This is a genomic window from Novosphingobium clariflavum, assembly GCF_026420865.1.
Classification (GTDB): Bacteria; Pseudomonadota; Alphaproteobacteria; order Sphingomonadales; family Sphingomonadaceae; genus Novosphingobium; species Novosphingobium clariflavum.
Genome location: NZ_JAPCWC010000006.1, coordinates 163294 through 184617 on the forward strand (window position 1 = coordinate 163294; position 21324 = coordinate 184617).

21 protein-coding genes, 3 tRNA genes and 1 pseudogene are annotated in these 21324 nt (G+C 65.5%); 14 read left to right on the forward strand and 11 right to left on the reverse strand.

The window, feature by feature from the left end; genetic code table 11:
• Window position 1: 1 nt before the first annotated feature.
• Window positions 2–1390, forward strand: coding sequence for a PEP-CTERM-box response regulator transcription factor (gene prsR / locus OKA11_RS10460; RefSeq protein WP_267220131.1), 1389 nt, complete (start codon window positions 2–4; stop codon window positions 1388–1390).
• On the opposite strand, the gene OKA11_RS10465 is transcribed toward prsR, so the two are convergent.
• Together OKA11_RS10465 and panB are read right to left on the reverse strand one after the other, a co-directional pair.
• Window positions 1365–1847, reverse strand: coding sequence for a GNAT family N-acetyltransferase (locus OKA11_RS10465; RefSeq protein WP_323748315.1), 483 nt, complete (start codon window positions 1845–1847; stop codon window positions 1365–1367). The genes prsR and OKA11_RS10465 overlap by 26 nt on opposite strands.
• Window positions 1848–1853: 6 nt before the next feature.
• Entirely contained in the window at window positions 1854–2723 is an 870-nt protein-coding gene (gene panB / locus OKA11_RS10470; protein WP_267220132.1) for a 3-methyl-2-oxobutanoate hydroxymethyltransferase, read from the reverse strand.
• A 232-nt stretch (window positions 2724–2955) separates the two neighbouring features.
• On the opposite strand from panB, the gene OKA11_RS10475 reads away from it, so the two are divergent.
• The 4 genes from OKA11_RS10475 to OKA11_RS10490 all read left to right on the forward strand — a co-directional run bounded on the left by OKA11_RS10475 (window position 2956) and on the right by OKA11_RS10490 (window position 6214).
• Entirely contained in the window at window positions 2956–4518 is a 1563-nt protein-coding gene (locus tag OKA11_RS10475) for an amino acid permease (protein WP_267220133.1), read from the forward strand.
• Between the two features lie 218 nt (window positions 4519–4736).
• Entirely contained in the window at window positions 4737–4934 is a 198-nt protein-coding gene (locus tag OKA11_RS10480) for a hypothetical protein (protein ID WP_142634140.1), read from the forward strand.
• Window positions 4935–4985: 51 nt separating this feature from the next.
• The gene (locus OKA11_RS10485; protein ID WP_267220134.1) at window positions 4986–5696 is read left to right on the forward strand and encodes an extensin-like domain-containing protein; all 711 of its coding nucleotides are present in this window, start codon (window positions 4986–4988) and stop codon (window positions 5694–5696) included.
• A gap of 272 nt (window positions 5697–5968) precedes the next feature.
• Window positions 5969–6214 (forward strand): hypothetical protein, encoded by a 246-nt coding sequence (locus OKA11_RS10490; protein WP_267220135.1) that lies wholly within the window; start codon window positions 5969–5971, stop codon window positions 6212–6214.
• 209 nt (window positions 6215–6423) lie between these two features.
• On the opposite strand, the gene OKA11_RS10495 is transcribed toward OKA11_RS10490, so the two are convergent.
• From OKA11_RS10495 to recJ, 4 genes are all read right to left on the reverse strand, one after another.
• Window positions 6424–6498 (reverse strand) — tRNA-Glu (locus OKA11_RS10495).
• 38 nt (window positions 6499–6536) lie between these two features.
• A tRNA-Glu gene (locus OKA11_RS10500) sits at window positions 6537–6611 on the reverse strand.
• A 37-nt stretch (window positions 6612–6648) separates the two neighbouring features.
• A tRNA-Glu gene (locus OKA11_RS10505) sits at window positions 6649–6723 on the reverse strand.
• A 168-nt stretch (window positions 6724–6891) separates the two neighbouring features.
• Window positions 6892–8691, reverse strand: a complete 1800-nt coding sequence (recJ, locus tag OKA11_RS10510; protein ID WP_267220136.1) for a single-stranded-DNA-specific exonuclease RecJ — start codon at window positions 8689–8691, stop codon at window positions 6892–6894.
• 171 nt (window positions 8692–8862) lie between these two features.
• Between recJ and OKA11_RS10515 the strand changes: the two genes are divergently transcribed.
• From OKA11_RS10515 to OKA11_RS10525, 3 genes are all read left to right on the forward strand, one after another.
• Window positions 8863–9336 (forward strand): flavodoxin family protein, encoded by a 474-nt coding sequence (locus OKA11_RS10515; RefSeq protein WP_267220137.1) that lies wholly within the window; start codon window positions 8863–8865, stop codon window positions 9334–9336.
• 135 nt (window positions 9337–9471) lie between these two features.
• Window positions 9472–10236, forward strand: a complete 765-nt coding sequence (locus OKA11_RS10520) for a hypothetical protein (protein WP_267220138.1) — start codon at window positions 9472–9474, stop codon at window positions 10234–10236.
• The gene (locus OKA11_RS10525; RefSeq protein WP_267220139.1) at window positions 10184–10861 is read left to right on the forward strand and encodes an AHH domain-containing protein; all 678 of its coding nucleotides are present in this window, start codon (window positions 10184–10186) and stop codon (window positions 10859–10861) included. The genes OKA11_RS10520 and OKA11_RS10525 overlap by 53 nt, the downstream gene beginning before the upstream one ends.
• On the opposite strand, the gene OKA11_RS10530 is transcribed toward OKA11_RS10525, so the two are convergent.
• Window positions 10816–11766, reverse strand: coding sequence for an NAD(P)H-dependent flavin oxidoreductase (locus tag OKA11_RS10530; RefSeq protein WP_267220140.1), 951 nt, complete (start codon window positions 11764–11766; stop codon window positions 10816–10818). The genes OKA11_RS10525 and OKA11_RS10530 overlap by 46 nt on opposite strands.
• A gap of 224 nt (window positions 11767–11990) precedes the next feature.
• On the opposite strand from OKA11_RS10530, the gene OKA11_RS10535 reads away from it, so the two are divergent.
• Entirely contained in the window at window positions 11991–13166 is a 1176-nt protein-coding gene (locus OKA11_RS10535) for an FAS1-like dehydratase domain-containing protein (protein ID WP_267220141.1), read from the forward strand.
• A 6-nt stretch (window positions 13167–13172) separates the two neighbouring features.
• Here the strand turns inward: OKA11_RS10535 and OKA11_RS10540 are convergent, their stop codons facing one another.
• The 3 genes from OKA11_RS10540 to OKA11_RS10550 all read right to left on the reverse strand — a co-directional run bounded on the left by OKA11_RS10540 (window position 13173) and on the right by OKA11_RS10550 (window position 16214).
• Complete coding sequence (locus OKA11_RS10540) at window positions 13173–13706, reverse strand: DUF805 domain-containing protein (RefSeq protein ID WP_267220142.1); 534 nt, start codon at window positions 13704–13706, stop codon at window positions 13173–13175.
• Window positions 13703–15010, reverse strand: coding sequence for an ammonium transporter (locus OKA11_RS10545; RefSeq protein ID WP_267220143.1), 1308 nt, complete (start codon window positions 15008–15010; stop codon window positions 13703–13705). Before OKA11_RS10545 ends, OKA11_RS10540 begins: the two co-directional genes overlap by 4 nt.
• A 184-nt stretch (window positions 15011–15194) precedes the next feature.
• On the reverse strand, window positions 15195–16214 hold the full coding sequence (locus OKA11_RS10550; RefSeq protein ID WP_267220144.1) for a 2-hydroxyacid dehydrogenase: 1020 nt from the start codon (window positions 16212–16214) through the stop codon (window positions 15195–15197).
• Between the two features lie 81 nt (window positions 16215–16295).
• Between OKA11_RS10550 and OKA11_RS10555 the strand changes: the two genes are divergently transcribed.
• Window positions 16296–16805, forward strand: a complete 510-nt coding sequence (locus OKA11_RS10555) for an SH3 domain-containing protein (RefSeq protein WP_267220145.1) — start codon at window positions 16296–16298, stop codon at window positions 16803–16805.
• An 85-nt stretch (window positions 16806–16890) separates the two neighbouring features.
• Here the strand turns inward: OKA11_RS10555 and OKA11_RS10560 are convergent, their stop codons facing one another.
• The gene (locus tag OKA11_RS10560; RefSeq protein ID WP_267220146.1) at window positions 16891–18084 is read right to left on the reverse strand and encodes a thiolase family protein; all 1194 of its coding nucleotides are present in this window, start codon (window positions 18082–18084) and stop codon (window positions 16891–16893) included.
• A gap of 435 nt (window positions 18085–18519) precedes the next feature.
• On the opposite strand from OKA11_RS10560, the gene OKA11_RS10565 reads away from it, so the two are divergent.
• From OKA11_RS10565 to OKA11_RS10580, 4 genes and pseudogenes are all read left to right on the forward strand, one after another.
• Complete coding sequence (locus OKA11_RS10565) at window positions 18520–18894, forward strand: NADH-quinone oxidoreductase subunit A (protein ID WP_142634012.1); 375 nt, start codon at window positions 18520–18522, stop codon at window positions 18892–18894.
• Complete coding sequence (locus OKA11_RS10570; RefSeq protein ID WP_267220147.1) at window positions 18891–19460, forward strand: NuoB/complex I 20 kDa subunit family protein; 570 nt, start codon at window positions 18891–18893, stop codon at window positions 19458–19460. Before OKA11_RS10565 ends, OKA11_RS10570 begins: the two co-directional genes overlap by 4 nt.
• Before the next feature lie 8 nt (window positions 19461–19468).
• Window positions 19469–20080: pseudogene (locus tag OKA11_RS10575) on the forward strand (NADH-quinone oxidoreductase subunit C); the annotation flags it as partial.
• A gap of 20 nt (window positions 20081–20100) precedes the next feature.
• Window positions 20101–21306, forward strand: a complete 1206-nt coding sequence (locus tag OKA11_RS10580; protein ID WP_267220255.1) for an NADH-quinone oxidoreductase subunit D — start codon at window positions 20101–20103, stop codon at window positions 21304–21306.
• Window positions 21307–21324 lie beyond the last annotated feature (18 nt).

A 21324-nucleotide genomic window follows, 5' to 3' on the forward strand; every position in this document is an offset into this window, starting at 1 on the left:
GATGACCGAGACCGCCGCAAAGGCGCCTGCCAAGGCTCTTCCCAAATTGCTGATCGTCGAGGACGATGCCGGGCTTCAGGCGCAGCTCAAGTGGGCCTACGAGGATTTCGAGGTCCTGATCGCCGGTGACCGGGCGCAGGCCATGGCCCTGCTGCGTTCGGAAATGCCCGACGTGGTCACGCTCGATCTCGGACTGCCGCCCGATCCCGATGGCGTGACCGAGGGATTTGCGGTGCTTGACGAGATCATGGCGCTCAAGCCCGATACCAAGGTCATCGTTGCCTCGGGGCACGGTGCGCGCGAATCCGCGCTTCAGGCGATCGCGCGCGGGGCCTACGATTTCTATCAAAAGCCGGTGGACATCGATGCGCTGGGCCTGATCGTGCGCCGGGCGTACCAGTTGCACCGCCTCGAGGACGAGAACCGCCGTCTCGCTTCCAAGGTCGACAAGGACGACAAGGTGCTTGGCCGGATGATCACGGCGGCACCGGAAATGGTGCGGGTCGCCCGCACGATCGAGCGTGTGGCCAATACCAATGTCTCGGTCATGCTGCTGGGCGCGTCGGGGACCGGCAAGGAACTGCTGGCGCGCGGGCTGCACGAGGCGAGCGGGCGTGCCAAGGGCGAGTTCGTTGCGATCAACTGCGCCGCGATCCCCGAGAACCTCCTTGAAAGCGAGCTGTTCGGCCACGAGAAGGGCGCTTTCACCGGCGCCGTCAAGACCACGCCGGGCAAGATCGAGCAGGCTGGCGGCGGCACCCTGTTCCTCGACGAAGTGGGCGACATCCCGCTTCAGCTACAGGTCAAGCTGCTGCGCTTCCTGCAGGAACGCGTGATCGAGCGGGTAGGCTCGCGCGAGTCGATCCCGGTCGACACCCGCATCGTCTGCGCGACCCATCAGGATCTCGAGGCGATGATCGCCGACGGGCGTTTCCGCGAAGACCTGTTCTACCGTCTCGCCGAGATCGTCGTGAAGATCCCGAGCCTTGCCGAGCGGCCGGGGGATGCCACGCTGCTCGCGAAAGTGTTCCTCAATCGCTATGCCAAGGAAATGAACCCGCGGGTGCGGGGCTTCTCGGCCGATGCGCTGGCGGCGATCGATGCCTGGCACTGGCCGGGCAATGTGCGTGAACTGGAAAACCGGGTGAAACGCGCGGTCATCATGGCGGACGAGAAGCTGGTCGGCGCCATCGACCTCGATCTGGCCGAACCCGACCAGCAGATCGCCAATGCCCTCAATCTCAAGACCGCGCGCGAGCAGGCGGACCGCAAGGTCATCCGTCATGCGCTGGCGCGTAGCGAGGGCAATATTTCCAGCACGGCCAAGATGCTGGGAATCAGCCGGCCGACGCTTTACGATCTGCTCAAGCAGTATGACTTGCAGGGCTGAGCGCCAGCATCATGAACTGGTTGTGCGGGCTCGCCTCATAGTCGGCAAAGGGCGGACATGAGGTGAAGCCTCGGCTGCGATAGAGGCCGATTGCGGGCTGGTGCAATGGGGCGGTGCCGGTTTCGAGATAGAGCCGGGCATGGCCACGCGCCCGCGCCTCGGCAACGACATGCTCGAGCAGGGCGCGCCCGACGCCGGTGCCGCGCGCCTCGGGAGCGGCACGCATCGACTTCACTTCTGCGGCGTCTCCGTCCAGTTCCTTCAGAGCCGCAAATCCGGCCAGCACACCGCCGCGCCAGGCGGTCCAGAAGGTCACGTCGGCAGCGGAAAGCCCGCTCGCATCGAGCGCGAAGGCGTGTTCACCCATCACCGCAGCAAGTTCGCGCAAGTGGTGCTCCAGCAGCGGTGCGACATGCGCCGCCGCCGGATCGTCCGTCCTGATAGCCAGCGCCGTCATGCCGGCTTACTTGGGCTGGTAGGTCTGCTCGGCACCGGGGAAGGCGCGCGAACGGACTTCCTGGGCATACGTCGCGGCCGCTTCGGAGACGAGTGCGGCCATGTCGGCATAACGCTTCACGAAACGCGGTACCCGATCGAACATGCCGAGCATGTCTTCGGCGACCAGCACCTGGCCATCGCACTGGGCGGAGGCACCGATGCCGATCACCGGAATTTCGAGGCTTTGCGTCAGCGCGATGGCGATGGGCTCGATCACCCCCTCGACCACGACCGAGAATGCGCCGGCCTCGGCCACGGCCTTGCCGTCGGAGATGATCTTGGCATGCTCTTCCTGGCTGCGGCCGCGCGCACCATAGCCGCCCAGCGCGTTCACTGCCTGGGGGGTCAGGCCGATATGGGCCATCACCGGGATGCCGCGGCGGGTCAGGAAAGCGATGGTTTCGGCCATGGCGGTGCCGCCTTCGAGCTTCACGGCGGCGCAGCCGGTCTCGGCCATGATCCGCGCGGCCGAGGCAAAGGCCTGTTGCGGGCTCTCTTCATAGGAGCCGAACGGCATGTCGACGACGACCAGCGAATGATAGCTGCCGCGCACGACCGCGGCGCCGTGCGCGATCATCATGTCGAGCGTGACGGGCAGGGTGGAGGGCAGGCCGTAGATCACCTGGGCCAGGGAATCTCCCACCAGCAGGATGTCGCAATGCTCGTCGAGGAGCTGCGCCTGGCGCGCGGTATAGGCGGTGAGCATGACCAGCGGCTCGGCCGTGATCCCGCCGGCCTTGCGGCGCTGGATGGCCGGTACCGTCAGGCGCTTCATCGGAGCCGGGGTAGGATTGGCGCGACTGGTCGCGGTGTCGAGCTGGAAGGTCGTGGACATGGGCGTGCTTCTAGCGCCTCGTCCCCTCGCGGCAAACCCGCAAAGACGGTGCGAACATGTCTTTGAGCCGCCCATGGGGCGGCCTGAAAGTCCTTGAGCTAAGCCCTTGGCGGCGTGTTTGCCCAATTTTGTCATCGAGATGCAGCAAACGTGGGGTTACCGATGCGTAAACCGCTTGCGCTGAGCACGCATCACGCTAGCGTCGCGCCCATACAAGAACTCGGGGGTCCTAATGTTCGGACGCGTAAAACCGCTCGACGCCATTTTGGCGACAGCGGAAAAGAAATCTCTTCACCGGTCGCTTGGACCTGTGCAGCTGACGCTGCTGGGCGTCGGCGCGATCATCGGTACCGGCATTTTTGTTCTTACCGCCGCTGCGGCCCAGAAGGCTGGGCCCGGCATGATGTGGAGCTTTGTCATCGCCGGCGCGATCTGCGCGGTGGCAGCCCTGTGCTACTCGGAACTGGCCTCGATGGTGCCGGTTTCCGGCTCCGCTTACACCTACAGCTATGCCGTTGTCGGCGAACTGCTGGCCTGGATGGTCGGCTGGGCGCTGATCCTCGAGTATGCGGTGGCTGCTTCGGCCGTTTCGGTCGGCTGGTCGGGCTACTTCATGGGGCTTCTCAAGAGTTTGACGGGGTTCGAGTTACCCGCTTTACTTTCCTCGGGGCCGGCGTGGTCGCTTTCGGGCGTCGATTTCAGCCACGGCATCATCAATGTTCCCGCCATCTTCGTGGCGCTGGCGGTGACGTCGCTGTTGGTGATCGGCACCAAGGAAAGCGCGACCTTCAACGCGATCCTCGTCGCCATCAAGGTTGCGGCGCTGACGATGTTCATCGTCTTCACCCTACCGCTGATGAAGGGCGAGCATTTCATGCCCTTCGCGCCCAATGGCTGGTTCGGTCCGGCGGGTAGCAGCGGCCTCGGCATCGTTGGTGCCGCGGCGTCGATCTTCTTCGCCTACGTCGGCTTCGATGCGGTTTCGACCGCGGCCGAGGAAACCAAGAATCCGCAGCGCAACGTGCCGATCGGCCTGATCGGCAGCCTCGCGCTGTGCACCGTGTTCTACCTGCTCGTCGCTGCCGGTGCCATCGGCGCTGTTGGCGCCCAGCCGACGGCAACGGGCGTTCAGCCCGGTTCGACCGAGTTCGCCATGCAGTGCGCCGCGCTCGCCAAGCAGGGCCAGGTTCCGCTGGTCTGCTCGAACGAGGCGCTGGCTCACGTCCTGCGCGCGGTCAACTTCTCGGTTGCCGGTGACCTCATCGGCCTGGCGGCGAACCTCGCGCTGCCGTCGGTCATCCTGATGATGCTCTATGGCCAGACCCGCATCTTCTTCGTGATGGCGCGTGACGGCCTGCTTCCCGAGAAGCTGGCGACCGTCCACCCCAAGTGGAAGACGCCGCACATCGTGACGATGATCACCGGCGTGTTCGTGGCCGTTGCTGCCGCGCTGCTGCCGGTGGGCCAGCTGGCCGACATCTCGAACTCCGGCACGCTCTTCGCGTTCCTGATGGTGTCGATCGCGGTGCTGATCCTGCGCGTGCGCGATCCCAAGCGCCATCGCCCGTTCCGCACGCCGCTGGTGTGGGTGGTTGCTCCGATCGCGATCGTCGGCTGCCTCGTGCTCTATTTCAACCTGCCGGTCGAGGCGATGCTGGTGCTCCCCGTCTGGGGCGGCCTCGGCCTCATCGTCTACTTCGCCTACGGCTACCGCAAGAGCCACATCGGGCGCGGTCTGGTCGAAGTGCACGAAGCGGATGCCGACGCGCCGCCGCAGCCGGTTCCGCCGGTCTGAGCGTTGCGTTCGCAAACTGGTTCGGGAAAGGGGAGCTTCGGCTCCCCTTTTTCGTTAGCCGGCACGGGGGCCGTGCACCGCTCGTGCACCTGATGCTCACTGCATTTGCCGGAATTATCCACAGGCTGGCAAAGCCGGTTCCTGGGCGTTTTTGGTAAGATCAAATTTACCAATTCCTGCCACGGTGCAGGGCAGGCTCACCTAACCAGGTTAATGAAATGGCTGTCATCAAGGCACTGGTCCCGGGATTTCTGCTTACCTGGGTCGTTTCGCTCGTGATCGGCTCGCAAGGGTCGCGCGGAGGCATGCTCGTCATCACCCATACCTATTACCAGGGGCATGAGCTCTATTGGTCCTGGCCCTTGTTCCTCGGAGCGACCGGCCTGGCATGGGCCATCTTCTCGCTGCTCGAATAGGGCGGCTGTGCCGGCAGGGGAGCGCAAGGCCGGCAGAGACGTTGAACGGGCATGATGTCCCTTTTCGATCGCGCGGCGCTGACGGGCTTGCTGCTGGGCTGTCTGGCGCTGGCCGTGTTAAATTGGTTGCACGGCCATCCCGGCTCCGATCCCTGGGCGCCTCTGGTGCTGGACGAAAAGCCGGGCTGGGCGACCGGCCGCAAACTTGCGGAACTGCGCGCGGACGTGCGGACATGCAGGGCCTTCCTCCAGCGCAGCGGCATTGCCAACAGTCTTTTGCCGGCGGCAGGAGCGGGGGCATGCCGCCGCGAGGATCGCCGCATGCTTTTGCTGGCACAGGTGCGTCTTTCGCCGCGCCGGGCCGAGGCAACCTGCGCGGTTGAGGCGGGCCTTGCCTGGTGGCTTCGGCACGGCATCCAGCCGCAGGCACAGGCGGTTTACGGCAGCCCGGTCGTGATGCTGGAGCATCTCGGCACAGTGAACTGTCGGCGCATCGGCAACGGCGGCACGGGGAACTGGAGCGAACACGCCACCGGCAACGGCATCGACATTGCCGCTTTCGTGCTGGCCAATGGCCACCGCATCGAGGTGCGCCGCGACTGGAAGGCGGGCGGCCGTGATGCCGCATTCCTGCATGCCGTGCGTGACCATGCGTGCAGGGCGTTCTCGACCGTGCTGTCGCCGGACTACAACGCCGCGCACGCCGACCACTTGCATCTCGACCAGATGCGCCGCCCGGCGTCGTGGAGTGTGTGTCGCTGATCGCATCGCGGGCGGTACAGCGCCCTGATCCGGTGCGAATACCGGTGCCCAATCGGGATGCGACGAAGGACGATTCTGTGTGTCCAAGAGGTCGAATCGGTTGCTGGGACAGTTCTGTGGGCAAGCTGTAAACAGGCTGTGGGAAGCATGTGGAAAAGCGAAGTCCGTGCTGGAACGGAGGATTCGCCGCGACTAGGAGGGGCCTGCACCACAATCGAAAAGCCATTTCGATCAAGGTGCTGCTGCCCGAAACCCTATCGATGGAGATCCTCATGACCGGGGCCGAACTGGCTCTCGCCCGCAAGAATCGCGGGTTGACCGAAGCAGAACTGGGCAAGGCGATCGGCTATCGCGATCCCGCGCGGGCGGTGCGCCGTCTCGAGGCGTCGAGCGCGGTCAATTCCCGGGCGCTGACGATGATCAAGGTGATTTTTGGAACGGTCGACAAGGACAACGTGCGCGAGCGAGGCGCGCGGCCGCGCATGGCGCATCCTGATCAGCTCTCATTTGCCTTCTGAACGCGCGGGGGCAGCCTTCCAGGTGGCGCCGGGGCGTGCTGCCGGGCGCTTCCAGGCGGGCTGGCTGAGAGGCTTGAGGGCGCCAGGGATTGAGGGGAGCTGCTGTGCGCCGATGCAAATGTTGTTGCAGGCGGTGGGTGCGCAGCCGTGCTTCGCAAGGTTCTTGCGGAAGGCGTTGTTATCGGGAGTGGGAGTCTCGTCCGCGAGACTGGTGACCCCTACGGGAATCGAACCCGTGTTTCAGCCGTGAGAGGGCCGCGTCCTGACCGCTAGACGAAGGGGCCAACAAGGGCATTGTGGTCTGCCGATCAACGCACCGTAATGGTGACCCCTACGGGAATCGAACCCGTGTTTCAGCCGTGAAAGGGCCGCGTCCTAACCGCTAGACGAAGGGGCCAACAAAGGCATTTTGTTCTACACTCAAAGCACCGGAATGGTGACCCCTACGGGAATCGAACCCGTGTTTCAGCCGTGAAAGGGCCGCGTCCTAACCGCTAGACGAAGGGGCCATCCGAGTTGCGCCGGAGGCAGGACCGGCCCTCTAGCTGTGGTCCCCCGGGGGGTCAACCCCCACATTGCGAATTAAATGAACTCTCTGTGTCGGTTTTCTGCAGGCAGTTGTTGAAAACTCGATTTCGGCCCGATTTACCGGGCGTTGGCTGCTCCGGCTTTTTTGTTCAGTCGAGGAAGGCGGCATCGTCGACATGGAGTTCGGCCTGGGGACGGCTGCCCCAATCGTCGATCTTGGCCCGTCCGGCGAGCCACAGGCGGCGTCCCTGCGAGGCGTGGAGCAGGGCCTGCCCGAGGTCGCTTTCGGCGGCGCGGAACGCCATCGCCTTGAAGCGACCGCCGTCGTTGCCGCCAACGATCAGGCGCACGTGATCGGCGCCCACCGTGTCCGCCTTGAGGATGCGCACCGGGCCCACCGCGACGCGAGGGCCGGGCCAGCCCATGCCGTAGGGGCCAGCGCTCTCGAGGGTCTCGACAAGGTCGGGGGTGAGGCCTCCGGGGGCGAGCGCAAGGTCCAGCAGCATCGACTGGTGGGCACTGGCATGGGCAACGTCGCTGGCGAGGCGGGAATCGAGCCATTCGGACAGCGCTTCCAGCTTGTCGGGGGCGATGGTGAGGCCCGCTGCCATGGCGTGGCCGCCGCCCGCCACCAGCAGGCCGGCCTCGCGCGCGGCAATGATCGCCGCGCCGAGGTCGACGCCGGAGATCGAGCGGCCGGATCCCTTGCCGTTACCGTTCTCGTCTGCGTCCAGAGCGATGACCAGGGTGGGCTTTCCGGTCTTTTCCTTGATCCGGCCCGCCACGATGCCGATCACGCCCGGATGCCAGCCAGCCCCCGCGACAACGATGACCGCGCGGTTGTGCTGGGCGGGGAGCTGGGCCTCTGCCGCTTCCTGCACGGCCTGCTCGATGGCGCGGCGCTCGTCGTTGAGGCGCGAGAGCTGGGCGGCGATGTCGCGGGCTTCGTCCGCATCGGTGGTGGTGAGAAGCCGGACTCCGAGCGTCGATTCGCCGACACGGCCGCCCGCGTTGATGCGCGGGCCGAGCGCAAAACCGAGGTCGGAGCACGTCGGGGCGCGGCTGAGGCGGCTCGCATCGATGAGGGCGGACATGCCGATGTTGTCGCGCCGGGCCATGATCCGGAGGCCTTGCGCCACGAGGGCTCGGTTGAGGCCGTGGAGCGCGGCGACGTCCGCCACCGTACCCAGGGCGACAAGATCGAGCAGGGCAAAGAGATCGGGCTCGCGCCGGTTCGCGAAGAAGCCGCGGCGGCGCAGGACACGCACCGTCGCCACCGCCAGCAGAAAGGCGACGCCGACGGCAGCCAGATGGCCGTGAGAGGCGGCAAGCTCGTTCTCGTCGAGGCGGTTGGGATTGACCAGCGCCATTGCGCGCGGGAGCACGGCGGCGCACTTGTGGTGGTCGACCACGACCACGTCGACGCCGGCGTTGCCGGCCATTTCCAGCGCCTCGTAGGCCATGGCGCCGCAATCGACGGTGACGATCAGGCTTGATCCTTCTCCCGCGATTCGCACCAGCGCCTCGCCGCTCGGGCCGTAGCCTTCGAGCAGGCGATCGGGGATGTAGTAGCGGGCCTCGTGGCCGAGTTCGCGCAGCAGCAGGATCAGCAGGGCCGCGCTGGTGGCGCCGTCGACGTCGTAGTCGCCGTAGATCGTGACCGTCTCGTTGGTGAGCACGGCCTGCGCCAGTCGCTCTGCCGCGGCGTCCATGTCGCGGAATTCCGACGGATCAGGCAGGAACGCGCGCAGCGAGGGATTGCGGTGCCGGTCGAGGTCTTCACGCGGAACTCCGCGCGAGAGCAGGAGCTGCGTGACGATATCGTCGGTCACGCCGCCGCCGAAGATGCCGTCGGGTTCTGAAAGGTCCATGTTGCCGCCGCGCCAGCGCCAGGATTTGCCGGAGAGCGAGCGGTCGATGCCGAAAACGGCTGCGGGTCGGGATGCCATGGCGGTCGGTTATACCACCAGGCGGCGAACGGCCAGTGCGCAACGATGCGGTTGGCGCGATGATCGCGAAATGGGGGGCGGAATGGCGCAATCATGCCTATGGGCGGCGCGATAATGGGCGTAAGATCGAGGCGAGGAGCCCGTGTGCTTGGATGGAAGAGGAGGCGATCGATGATCGCAGTGGTCTGGCACAGCCGAACCGGCGCCGCGCGCGCCATGTCCATTGCCATTTCCGACGGGGCCGGAGAAGCGGCCTATCTGCTGCCGGCGGCGGAGGCGATGCCCGCGATCCTGCTGGGCGCGCAGGGTTATGTCTTTGTCTGCCCGGAAAATCTCGGCACCATGTCGGGCATGATGAAGGAGATGTTCGACCGGTGCTATTATCCGCTGCTCGGCCGGATCGAGGGGCGGCCTTATGCCACCGCCATCGCTGCGGGAAGCGATGGCAGCGGGGCACAGGCGCAGATCGACCGCATCGTCACCGGATGGCGTCTGCGCCGTGTCGCACAGCCGCTGACCGTGCATCTGGACGCGCAGACGCCGCGCGAGATCCTCGCCGAAAAGACCGTATCGCGCGAGGCTCTGGGGGCCTGCTGCGAACTCGGCATGGCCTTTGCCGAGGGGCTGGCGCTGGGTATTTTCTGACGCCGCTTGCAGCGCGGCATTTCAATATTTTAACGCCACCCTCGGGGGTGCGTTCATGCTTGGTACGAAGGGCAAAACGGACTCGACGCCAGAGGCGAATTGATGCCAATTGTGACGGTGGAAACGGATCAGCCGGTGAGCCTTGATGTTCTGACTTGTGAAGGGCCGGTGCGCCATTCGGAGGGCGGCGTTTCGTTGCTGTTCGAAGCGGGCTGTCGTCCCTCGGCGGATGACATGGCCCGGTTGTTCGACGGCGGTGGATCGACCGCACGGATCAGTCACCGCCCTCGGCAGGATGAGGGCTGGCTGGAACTGCTGTCGAGCGGCTTGACGTTCGACCTGTCCGGCCTGAAGCCGGGCGCAGGTTCGCCGGTGCCGGCACCGCAGCATGTCTATGGGTTCGAGCAGTCGGCACCCCGCTTCCAGGCTCTGGAGGCGGTGGAGATCGCGCCGGGGAGACATATTGCGGCAGGACGGGCGATGCTGCCGGTCGTGCGTACGCTGGCAGGGCTGGCGGCGGGGCTCGCGCTGCAGGCACCGGTGGTGGCGGTGGCCTGGCACAGCGCGGGAACGGCGATGGCTCCTGCCTATTTCGCGCGAATCGTGATGAACTGGCTGGGCGGCGGGGCATTCCCCGCGCTCGGTCTTGCCGCATTGGTGCCTGCGCCCGATGGCAGCGTGGCCAGCCAGGGGCTTGCCGCGTTCACCGGGCAGGAATTCCAGCTGGAAGCGGCGCAGGGCGAGGCGCGGGCCGAGACCATCAAGCTTGCCATCCGCGTGGCCGATTTCCTCGTGCGGCACGGGGCGATGACCCGGTCCGGGCCGATCGAGGGCGGGAACGGGCTCTTTGCCGAACCTTCGCAAGTCGGCAACCTCGTGTGGATCTGGCGCCAGGGTTGAGGGAGCCGATCTACCTCTGCGGCAGTTCCTGTCTTTCCGAGCGGTCAACCGCAGGGGCCAGCCCGACTTTGATCCGGGGCTTCAGCGCCACCACTTGCTGCCGCGCGCCGTGCTCGTGCGCAGGTCGTTCGCCCGCATGTTCGCCGCCATCAGGCCGGAGCGGCGTCGTTTCGAGGATTTTCGCGATAATGGCCTGCTCCTGCCATGCCGCGAGGATGCGGCGCTGCGCCTGGGCCTGCCGCTCCACCGCGGTCCGCACCACGGCTATACGCAGTTGGTGGTCGAGCGGGTCGGCCAGATCGAGGCGGATTGGTGCACGGCGGACCGGCGTGATCCACGGGGTGCGGCCATGGCCGCGCAGATGCGCCTGGATCTGCTGCGCAAGGCCTTGCGGCGCCTGTTGCTGACACAGAGCGCCCGTCGCCCCCTGCTCAACCGCCGCGATCCGCTGGGACAGGGCATCGACTTTGCCGAACTCGATGCGATGGCCGAATTGCTGTGGCAGGGGACGGACGGCGCGGTTTCGGCAGGGGCGGCGACAGCCATGCCGCCGGGCGCAGCTTTCCTGCCGCCGTTCCCTCAATCGATGCCCGTGCGGCCGCGCAGGCTGGTGACGGCCGATTGATATTCAGTTTCGAGCGCGGCGACGCGGTCGGCCACGGATTCGATCCGCTCCACCGCGCCTACGCCCTGACCGGCGCCCCAGATGTCCTTCCAGGCCTTGGCTGCGGTATTGCCGCCCGAACCGAAATCCATCGCGCTCTTGTCCCCTTCCGGCAGGTTGTCGGGATCGAGGCCCGATGCAAGGATCGATGAGCGCAGGTAATTGCCGTGAACCCCGGTGAACAGGCTGGAATAGACGATGTCGGAGGCATGGCTGTCGACGATTGCCTGCTTGTAGCCTTCGGCGGCATTGGCTTCGCTGGTGGCGATCCAGGAGCTGCCGATATAGGCGAAGTCGGCGCCCATCGCCTGGGCAGCGAGGATCGAGCGGCCGCAGGAAATCGCGCCGGAGAGCGCCAGCGGCCCGTCGAACCAGCTGCGGATTTCCTGGACCAGTGCGAAGGGGGACTGCGTGCCAGCATGACCGCCGGCACCGGCGGCGACCGCGATCAGGCCGTCCGCGCCCTTTTCGACGGCCTTGCGGGCAAAGCGGTTGTCGATCACGTCATGGAACACCGCTCCGCCCCAGCCGTGCACGGCCGCGTTTACTTCGGGAATGGCGCCAAGCGAGGTGATGACCAGCGGCACCTTGTGCTTCTCGAGCACGGCAAGGTCGTCCTGGAGGCGGTTGTTGCTCTTGTGGACGATCAGGTTCACGGCGAAGGGGGGCGCGCTACCTTCCGTTTCCTCTTCGATCTTGCAAAGCCATTCGTCGAGCTGGCTGGCCGGACGGGCGTTCAGCGCAGGGAAGCTGCCGACGATCCCCGAGCGGACTTGGGCAATGACCAGTTCCGGGTTCGAGACGATGAACATCGGCGCCGCGATGACGGGAAGGCGCAAATTATCGAAAGGCGCAGGAAGAGGCATGTCCACTCCGTTTAATTGATCGATTAAACGCTGGCATAATTGGCGCACGCGCGCCTGTCGAGAGCGGCGTAGCGCCACGGCGTTACTGTTCGAGACGGAGCGGTGCGGGCGTGACGTGGCATCCGGCTTCTGTAATGAACAGCATTGTCGATCATGAGGGGTCGAGCAGGGCGCCGGATCAAGCACGAGGCCTGTCCATGGCCCGGCAAGGAGAGGACTACGCGATGTCAGAGGCTGCAACCGCCACGTTCGATTGTTCGGATATCGACCAGTATCTCGGCAAGGTCATCGATTCCGCGCCGATCCGGGAAGTGCTGGGCAACAACGACATTCGCCGCTGGGTTCAGGCGATGCATTATCCCAACCTGCTGCACTTCGACCCGGCCTATGCGGCTGCCAGCCGTTACGGCAAGCTGGTGGCACCGCAGAGCTTCCCGATCGTCATGGACGATGGCCACGGTACCGCGCCGTCCTGCGTGGGCTGCATTCCCAATTCGCACCTGCTGTTCGGCGGCGACGAGTTCTGGCACTATGGCCCGCGCGTGTTTGGCGGCGACACCGTCACCAACGAGCGTATTCCCTTCGACTACGTCGTCAAGAACACCGGTTTCGGCCCGACCTGCTTCCAGCGCGGCGACAATTTCTATCGCAACCAGCACGGCGAACTGATCGCCAAGCAGCGCTCCACTGCGATCCGCTACCTCGCCCATGCCGGTGGAGACACCGTGAACACCGCCGAGTTCGAGGAGCCGGAATGGACCGACGATGAACTGGAGGCGCTGGAAGAGCGCAAGTTCACCTGGATCCAGATGCTGCATGACCTCGGGCACAAGGAGCGCTGGTGGGATGACGTCAATGTCGGCGACCACTTGCCGGAGCGTGTGTTCGGCCCGCATACCGTGGCCAGCTTCACCACCGAGTGGCGCGCCTATCTGTTCACCACCTGGGGAACGCTGGATCGCCGCGAACTGGATCTTGCCGCGCTCGGCTTCACGCCGGAGATGGCGGGGCACGAGAACGACCCGCACATGGAGCGTATCAATCCCGAACTGACCGATGGCGCCTATTTCGGGCCTTCGCGCGGGCACCTGTTCCCGAAGTACGCCCGCAAGATCGGCATGCCGCGCGCTTATGGCTACGGCGCGTCGATGGGCGCCTGGGTCACCGACTACTTGTCCGGTTGGGCTGGTGAGTGGGGCATGGTGGTCCACTCCACCGCCAATTATCGCGGGCCGGCGCTTTCGGGCGACGTCACGATCCAGACTGCCGAGGTGGTCGACAAGCTGGTGGACGAGGAAGGCCGTCATCTGGTGCAGGTTAAGCACAAGATGACGAACCAGAAGGGCACGCTGATGTGCGCGGGCCTGGCGGAGATCGCGCTGCCCAGGAAGCCGGGCTGAGCGCGATCAGGTGCCGGGGACGGCGGACGGAGGGCTGGTCGGGGGTGGTGCGTTCGTGCTCGCGAGCCGCGGATTGGGGCCGAACCGGTTGCCGCCCGATGTCCCCGGTGCGACCAGGACCAGAAGGTAGGCAAAGGCGAAGGCCGGCAGCAGCGCCCAGTCGAGATAGCGGGTGACGGCCTCGATGTTGCCGCGCAGGCCCCAGCCTGCGGTTAGCGAAATCGCATCGAGGGCAAGATTCTTGAAGCCGACGATGATCAGTGGAAGGCTCCACCAGCCGCGTAGGCCTATGTCGTGCATGCGCCGCACGAGCAGGGCAAAAGCCGGAAGCGTGGTCGCCGCGGGCACTGCGATCTGTGTCCATGCCAGCGCCGCGCCTGACAGCAGCAGCGAGGCGAGGGCCAGCAGAACCGCGTTGAGCAGCGTTACCAGCACGAACCAGCCAATGACTTCACTGCGCGTCGAGCGGCCTTGCAGGCTGAACGTGCCCAGCAGCGTTTGCAGGGCGAGGTGCAGCCAGGATCGGATCTTGTCTTTCATACGCTACGGGCAATTCCGTGGCTGCTGGCGTCAAGCCCGGCGCGCTCGGCGGGCTCCGACACGCGCATCGGGAACAGGATCGATGCCATCAGCGCGGCGATCGCGCTGACCACTGCCGACCATATCGTGATGACGCCGACGGCGATGGCCTGCGCGGCGATCTGTCCGATCATGGTCTGGCCGCTGGCATAGCCGGTCCCGCCGAAATCCACGCTCTGGAACAGCGCGCAGAGCAGGCTTCCGGCGATGGCGGCCAGTCCGGCGGTGGCGAAGACCGCGTTGGTATCGTCGATGGCGAGGCGGGCGAGCAGGCGCTTGCCGTACCAGGCCGCCAATGCTCCGACGACACCGGTCAGCATGGCACCGCCCGGAGAGATAAAGCCCGCGCCGGTGGCGACGGCGGCAAGGCCTGCCAGTACCGCCGGTCCCGGCTCGCCCAGCCCGGCATTGCCGTCCTTGCTTGCCGACAGGCGGGCGAGGCCGATCCAGCTCACCAGGCTGGCCGCCATGGCAATGTGGGCGTTGATGGCAGCGGCGGCCGCGGCGTCGCTCGCCGAGAAAGCCCAACCCGCACAGAGCGCAATTCCGCCGATCCAGACGAGGCCGGTGCCGGTCAGCGACAGGGCATTCGCCTGCAAGGCGGTGGCGTCGGCGGGGCTGGGGTCAAGGCGGCGGCCCATCATGAGCGCCAGGACCAGCGCCGATATGCCCGCCGGCAGGAACACCCCCAGCCCGCCGGCCCAGTCCAGCGCGCCGAGCGATCGGGCCAGCCAGCCGCCTCCCCAGATCCAATGGGCGAGAGGGGCGGCGACCATCGCGGTCCAGAGCGCCGAGAACAGCATGACCCAGCCGAAGCGGGCCCGCTCGGCCCAGGCGCCGGTCATCAGCACCGGGGCGATGGTCGCCACGGCAAGCTGGAACAGGACGAAAGCACTCTCGGGAACCGCCGTACCGGGGCGAAGGTCGGAAAGGTGGATCAGCATCCAGGCATTGCCTGCGCCGATCCAGCCGCCGGAAACGTCCCCGAAGGCGATGGTGTAACCGGCAACGGTCCAGACAAGTGTCACCACGGCGGTGATCGAGAGCGATTGCAGAAGGACGGACATCCGGTTGCCCGGCCGCAGCCGGCCGCAATGCTGGAGTGCGATCCCGGACAGGCCCGCCAGGAGCACCAGCGCCGCCGCTGCGAGCAGGGCGGCGGTGTCGCCGCTGTCCGCGCGGTCAGGCAAACCGGCCTGAGCCCAGGCTGGCACGGGCAGCGCGCCGAGCATGGCCGCAAGGGCCAAGGTGCTGCGCTTGATCATCAACATTCCCCCGAAACGCACCGGTTCCACGAACCAGCCCCCAGGGACCAGTCTAGTGCAGGAAGTCGTGCATAGACAAGCGCATGCAGGGCGCAAGCAGGTTAGGCCGTAAACTCATAAACGGCACCTTAAGGTAAACCGCGATGGTGCCGTTCATGGGTTTACGGCCTAGGTGAAAGCCCGATCAGGACAGTTGCGGGAGGACCTGGTCCGGCGGGCGGTGGCCATCGACCCAGAAGCGGATGTTGGCGATGATCTTTTCGCCCGCGGCGCCGCGCCCTTCGTGGGTGGCGCTGCCGAGATGGGGCAGGGCGACGAGGTTGGGCAGCGCGAGCAGTTGCGGATTGATCTGCGGCTCGTTGGCAAACACGTCGAGGCCCGCGCCGGCGATGTGGCCGTTTGCGAGCGCGTCGATCAGCGCCGGTTCGTCGACCAGTTGTCCGCGCCCGGTGTTTATGAGGCAGGCGGTGGGCTTCATCGCGGCGAGGCGGCGGGCGTCCATCAGCGCCGCGCCGCCGGGCAGGGCCGGGCAGTGCAGGGTGAGGATGTCGCTTTCGGTGATCAGGCGGTCGAGGTCGGCTTCGTAACGGGCGCCGAACATGGTTTCGAGTGCGGTGGGCAGGCGGCGTCGGTTGTGATAGGTCACCTCCAGCCCGAAAGCACGTGCGCGGTGGGCGACGGCCTGGCCGATCCGCCCCATGCCGACGATGCCGAGCCGTTTGCCGGACAGCGCGCTGCCGAGCATCGACGAAGGGCCCCAGCCTGACCATTCGCCGCGCCGCAGCACCTGCTCATTCACACCGAACCGCCGCATCACGAACAGGATCAGTGCCATCGTCAGGTCGGCGGTGTCGTCGGTGAAGACGCTGGGGGTGTTGGTGACGACGATCCCGCGCGCACGCGCAGCTTCTATGTCGATGTGTTCGGTGCCGGCGCCGAAGTTGGCGATCAGCCCGAGTCGCGTTCCGGCTGCGGCGATCAGTTCGGCGTCGATGCGATCGGTTACCGTGGGAACCAGCACGTCACAGTCGCTCATCGCGGCTGCGAGTTGCTCGCGCGTCATCGCGACATCGCCCGGATTGTCGACGAGTTCGAACAGTTCGGCCATGCGCGCTTCCACCGCGGGCAGGAGGCGCCGCGTCAGGATCACGCGGGGGCGGTCGCCGTGGCGGTGGGCAAGATCGGTTTCGGTCACCAGAGTCATCGCTCTGACGGGCTATGCCTTCCACAGGCTCCCGGTCAAGCGGCCTTGAAGCGGGCCGCGGGAGCAAGGTATGAAAGCGCTATGACTATCCCAACTCCTTTCCGTGCCCACAAGGGCGCGCGCGCCTTCGCTGCGGCAGTTCTTGCGGGCGCGCTTGCCGCATTTGCGGCCGCACCGGCCGGGGCGGAGGATGACAAGGTGCCGTACTGGGCCTCGATCGATGCCGACCTTGCCAACTTGCGGGTGGGGCCGGGCGAATCGTATCGGATCGACTGGGTCTACCGGCGGCCGCATCTGCCGGTGAAAGTGATCCGCCGCGAAGGGCCATGGCGTTTTGTCGAGGATCCGGACGGAACGCAGGGCTGGATGCGCGACCTGCTGCTTTCGCGTCAGCGCGCGGCGATGGTGCGCTCCAAGGCACCGGTGGAGATGCATGCCGAGCCCAGTCGTACATCGCCGATGCTCTGGCGCATCGAGTCCGGGGTCGTCGGCGTGCTGGGGGATTGCAAGAACGGCTGGTGTCCGTTCGATGTTGCCGGGCACAAGGGTTTTGTCGAACAGGATGAACTCTGGGGCACGGGCGCGCCCTGAGCATTCCGGCGGAACCGCATGGCCTGAAAAAAGAAACCTCGCCGTTCCCGGCGAGGTTTTCTTTTTGGGATCGGGTCGTTGGCGATCAGGCCAGTTCGACCGCGATCGCCGTGGCTTCGCCGCCGCCGATGCACAGTGAGGCGACACCCTTCTTCAGGCCCTTTTCCTTCAGGGCGTTGATGAGGGTGACGATGATGCGGGTGCCCGAGGCGCCGATCGGGTGACCCAGTGCAGTGGCGCCGCCATGGACGTTCACCTTGTCATGCGAAATGCCGAGGTCGTGCATGGCAAACATGGCGACGCAGGCGAAGGCCTCGTTGACTTCGAACAGGTCGACGTCCGAAAGCTGCCAGCCCACCTTGTCCATCAGCTTGGTGATGGCGCCGACCGGTGCGGTGGTGAACTTGGCGGGTTCATGCGCGTGGGCGGCGACACCGACGACGGTTGCGACCGGGGCAAGGCCCTTGGCCTCGGCCACGCTCTTGCGGGTCATGACCACGGCGGCGGCGCCGTCCGAGATCGAACTGGAGGTGGCGGCGGTGATCGTGCCGTCCTTGGCGAAGGCGGCGCGCAGCGTACGGATCTTGTCCGGGTTGCCCTTGGGCGGCTGCTCGTCGGTGTCGATCACCAGGTCGCCCTTGCGGGTCTTGACGGTGACGGGGACGACTTCGGCCTTGAACGAACCGTTGGCGATGGCTTCCTGCGCGCGGCGCAGGGATTCGATCGAGTAGTCGTCCTGGTTTTCGCGGGTCAACTGGTACTCGTCGGCGGTGACCTGGGCGAACGAACCCATCGAGCCGCCTTCGTAGGCATCTTCGAGGCCGTCGAGGAACATGTGATCGTAAAGGGTGTCATGACCGGCGCGTGCGCCCGAGCGGTGCTTCTTCGACAGGTACGGCGCATTGGTCATCGATTCCATGCCGCCGGCGACGATCACGTCGAGCGAGCCGGACGCGAGAGCCTCGGCACCCATGATCACCGTCTGCATGCCCGAGCCGCAGACCTTGTTGACGGTAGTGGCCTGGACCGACTTCGGAAGGCCGGCCTTGAGCGCGGCCTGGCGGGCAGGGGCCTGGCCGAGACCGGCAGGCAGCACGCAGCCCATGTAGATGCGTTCGATGTCGTCACCGGCAACCCCGGCGCGCTCTACAGCGGCCTTTACCGCAGTTGCACCAAGATCGGTTGCCGATACGTCCGCGAGCGAGCCTTGCAGGCCGCCCATCGGGGTACGTGCGTAAGAGAGAATGACAATTGGGTCCGAAGCCGAGATTTGGGCCATTATTATGCCTTTCACGCTGGGAAACAGGTATCCTTGGCAAGTGAACTAGTGTTGCGCTGCATCAATTGCAATTGGCGACTCTGGCGTTAACCGAGGCGAGGATGCTCCATCCCCACGGCGTTGGGCCACTGCGGCGGGCACCTTTTTATGCAATCTGGCTGCGAAATCTTGCATCTGTAAGGCGATAGGGCTTGCGGGGGGAGGCAGGGGGCTATCCCGCGGTGCTCCTTGGGTTTCCGGATGATGCCGGATCATGGCGATAGATGTCTGGGGCGGGCCTTGTTGCGAATGCGTTGCAATGCAACGAACTTGGGCCGATTATTCCGCTCGGACACCTTGCGATAGGGGGAGGGCTGTCCTAAGGACGCCCGCAACGACCGGGCGTTGCCATTGGCATGAGTCCGGCTGCCGTAATCCGGTATGAGGCCAGAACCATTGACTGATCTGTCACAATACCTGCCGATTCTGATCTTCCTCGTGATCGCGCTCGCGCTCTCGTCGGTGATCGTGCTCCTGCCGCTGGCCGTCTCGCGCCTGACCGGCACCCACAACCCGAGTGCCGACAAGAACAGCGAGTATGAATGCGGCTTCCCCGCATTCGAAGACCCGCGCAGCCAGTTCGACGTGCGCTTCTATCTCGTGGCGATCCTTTTCATCGTCTTCGACCTTGAAGCCGCATTCCTGTTCCCCTGGGCCGTGTCGCTCAAGCTGACCGGCTGGGCCGGCTGGCTGACGATGATGGTGTTCCTCGGTGAACTGGCCATCGGCCTCGCCTATGCATGGAAGAAGGGAGCTCTGGACTGGGAATGAGCACTCTCGTGAACTCTGCCGGCCAGCCCCTGGCGCCGGCCGCAAGCCAGGGCGGTGCGATCACGCCGCCCGATCAGTCCTTCTTCAAGGACCTCAATCAGGAAGTGTCCGGCAAGGGCTTCCTCGTCACCTCGACCGAGGAACTGTTCCAGTGGGCCCGTACCGGCTCGCTGTGGTGGATGACGTTCGGCCTCGCCTGCTGCGCGGTCGAGATGATCCACGTGAACATGCCGCGTTACGACATGGAGCGCTTCGGTGCCGCGCCGCGCGCTTCTCCGCGCCAGTCGGACGTGATGATCGTGGCCGGCACGCTGTGCAACAAGATGGCTCCGGCGCTCCGCAAGGTCTACGACCAGATGTCGGACCCGAAGTACGTCATCTCGATGGGCTCGTGCGCCAACGGCGGCGGTTACTATCACTACAGCTACAGCGTCGTGCGCGGTTGCGACCGGATCGTCCCGGTCGACATCTATGTGCCGGGCTGTCCGCCGACCGCAGAGGCGCTGCTCTATGGCGTGATGCAGTTGCAGCGCAAGATCCGCCGTGTCGGCGCGCTCGATAGGTAAGGACGACGATGACCGTTCTGCATTCCGCCCCGAAGTTCGCTTCGAATGAAGGTGTGATCGAGACGCTCTCGGCCGCACTTGGCGACATGGTCGTCGCGGCCAAGGAAGAGCACGGCGAAGTCGTGCTCACCGTTGTGCGCGACCAGATCGAAAACGCCCTTCGCCTGCTGCGTGACCATCACGAATACCAGCAGATGATGGAAATGGCTGGTGTCGACTTCCCGTCGCGCCCGGAGCGTTTCGAAGTCGTCTACATGCTGCTTTCGGTGACGAAGAACCATCGCCTGATGGTGAAGGTGAACGCCGCCGAGAACACCCCGGTGCCGACCGTCACCACGCTTTGGCCCAATGCGGGCTGGCTGGAGCGCGAAGTGTTCGACATGTACGGCGTGATCTTCGCCGGCAACCCGGACCTGCGCCGCATCCTGACCGACTATGGCTTCGAAGGGCACCCGTTCCGCAAGGACTTCCCGCTCACCGGCCATGTCGAACTGCGTTACTCGGAAGAGGAACAGCGCGTGGTCTACGAGCCTGTCAAGCTTGCGCAGGATCTGCGTCAGTTCGACTTCATGAGCCCCTGGGAAGGCGCCGAGTACGTCCTTCCGGGCGATGAAAAGGCCGAAGGAGACAAGGCGTGAGCATGTTGCTTGAGCAGTCGCCGACTACCGGCGACGAAGTCATCACCAACTACACGATCAACTTCGGTCCGCAGCACCCTGCGGCCCACGGCGTTCTGCGCATGGTCATGGAACTCGATGGCGAGATCATCGAGCGTATCGACCCGCACGTCGGCCTGCTGCACCGCGGCACCGAGAAGCTGATCGAGCACAAGACCTACCTCCAGGCGCTGCCGTATTTCGACCGTCTGGACTACTGTTCGCCGCTGGGCATGGAGCATTCCTACGTCCTTGCGGTCGAAAAGCTGCTCAACCTCGAGGTGCCGATCCGCGCGCAGTACCTGCGCGTGCTGTTCGCCGAGCTGACCCGCATCTGCAACCACATGCTCAACATCGGCTCGCACGTCATGGACGTGGGCGCGATGACCCCGAACCTGTGGCTGTTCGAAATCCGCGAGGACTGCCTCAACTTCTTCGAGCGCGCATCGGGCGCCCGCATGCACTCGGCCTGGTTCCGCCCCGGCGGTGTCCATCAGGACGTGCCGCTCAAGCTGCTGACCGACATCGCCGACTGGCTGGACACCCGCCTGCCGGAGCTGTTCGAGGACGCGATGAGCCTCGTGGTCGACAACCGCATCTTCAAGCAGCGCAATGTCGACATCGCGCTGGTGAGCAAGGAAGACGCGCTGGCCTGGGGCTTCTCGGGCCCGATGATCCGCGGCGCCGGTATCCCCTGGGATATCCGCAAGTCGCAGCCCTATGACGTCTATGACCGCATGGACTTCGAGATCCCCGTCGGCACCAACTCGGATTGCTACGACCGCTTCATGGTCCGCGTTGAGGAAGTGCGCCAGTCGGCCAGGATCATGAAGCAGTGCCTGGCAGAGATGCCCGAGGGCCCGGTGGCTTCGTCCGACCGCAAGGTGGTTCCCCCCAAGCGCGGCGAGATGAAGCAGTCGATGGAATCGCTGATCCATCACTTCAAGCTCTACACCGAAGGCTTCCACGTGCCGGCCGGCGAAGTCTACGTCGCCACGGAAAGCCCCAAGGGTGAATTCGGCGTCTATCTGGTGTCGGACGGCTCGAACAAGCCGTACCGCTGCAAGATCCGCCCGACCGCCTTCTCGCACCTCCAGGCGATGGACTTCATGTCGAAGGGGCACATGCTTCCCGACGCGACCGCCATTCTCGGCGCCATCGACGTGGTGTTCGGGGAGTGCGACCGTTGAGCCGCCTCGCTACTGCCG

Coding starts and splice junctions, on each gene's coding strand:
- panB (WP_267220132.1), bottom strand. CDS start 2,723: ATGTCCACGACCTTCCAGCTCGACACCGCGACCAGTCGCGCCAATCCT.
- OKA11_RS10555 (WP_267220145.1), top strand. CDS start 16,296: ATGACTATCCCAACTCCTTTCCGTGCCCACAAGGGCGCGCGCGCCTTC.
- prsR (WP_267220131.1), top strand. CDS start 2: ATGACCGAGACCGCCGCAAAGGCGCCTGCCAAGGCTCTTCCCAAATTG.
- OKA11_RS10545 (WP_267220143.1), bottom strand. CDS start 15,010: ATGATCAAGCGCAGCACCTTGGCCCTTGCGGCCATGCTCGGCGCGCTG.
- recJ (WP_267220136.1), bottom strand. CDS start 8,691: ATGGCATCCCGACCCGCAGCCGTTTTCGGCATCGACCGCTCGCTCTCC.
- OKA11_RS10550 (WP_267220144.1), bottom strand. CDS start 16,214: ATGACTCTGGTGACCGAAACCGATCTTGCCCACCGCCACGGCGACCGC.
- OKA11_RS10560 (WP_267220146.1), bottom strand. CDS start 18,084: ATGGCCCAAATCTCGGCTTCGGACCCAATTGTCATTCTCTCTTACGCA.
- OKA11_RS10580 (WP_267220255.1), top strand. CDS start 20,101: ATGTTGCTTGAGCAGTCGCCGACTACCGGCGACGAAGTCATCACCAAC.
- OKA11_RS10530 (WP_267220140.1), bottom strand. CDS start 11,766: ATGCCTCTTCCTGCGCCTTTCGATAATTTGCGCCTTCCCGTCATCGCG.
- OKA11_RS10480 (WP_142634140.1), top strand. CDS start 4,737: ATGGCTGTCATCAAGGCACTGGTCCCGGGATTTCTGCTTACCTGGGTC.
- OKA11_RS10475 (WP_267220133.1), top strand. CDS start 2,956: ATGTTCGGACGCGTAAAACCGCTCGACGCCATTTTGGCGACAGCGGAA.
- OKA11_RS10540 (WP_267220142.1), bottom strand. CDS start 13,706: ATGAAAGACAAGATCCGATCCTGGCTGCACCTCGCCCTGCAAACGCTG.
- OKA11_RS10535 (WP_267220141.1), top strand. CDS start 11,991: ATGTCAGAGGCTGCAACCGCCACGTTCGATTGTTCGGATATCGACCAG.
- OKA11_RS10490 (WP_267220135.1), top strand. CDS start 5,969: ATGACCGGGGCCGAACTGGCTCTCGCCCGCAAGAATCGCGGGTTGACC.
- OKA11_RS10485 (WP_267220134.1), top strand. CDS start 4,986: ATGATGTCCCTTTTCGATCGCGCGGCGCTGACGGGCTTGCTGCTGGGC.
- OKA11_RS10570 (WP_267220147.1), top strand. CDS start 18,891: ATGAGCACTCTCGTGAACTCTGCCGGCCAGCCCCTGGCGCCGGCCGCA.
- OKA11_RS10465 (WP_323748315.1), bottom strand. CDS start 1,847: ATGACGGCGCTGGCTATCAGGACGGACGATCCGGCGGCGGCGCATGTC.
- OKA11_RS10515 (WP_267220137.1), top strand. CDS start 8,863: ATGATCGCAGTGGTCTGGCACAGCCGAACCGGCGCCGCGCGCGCCATG.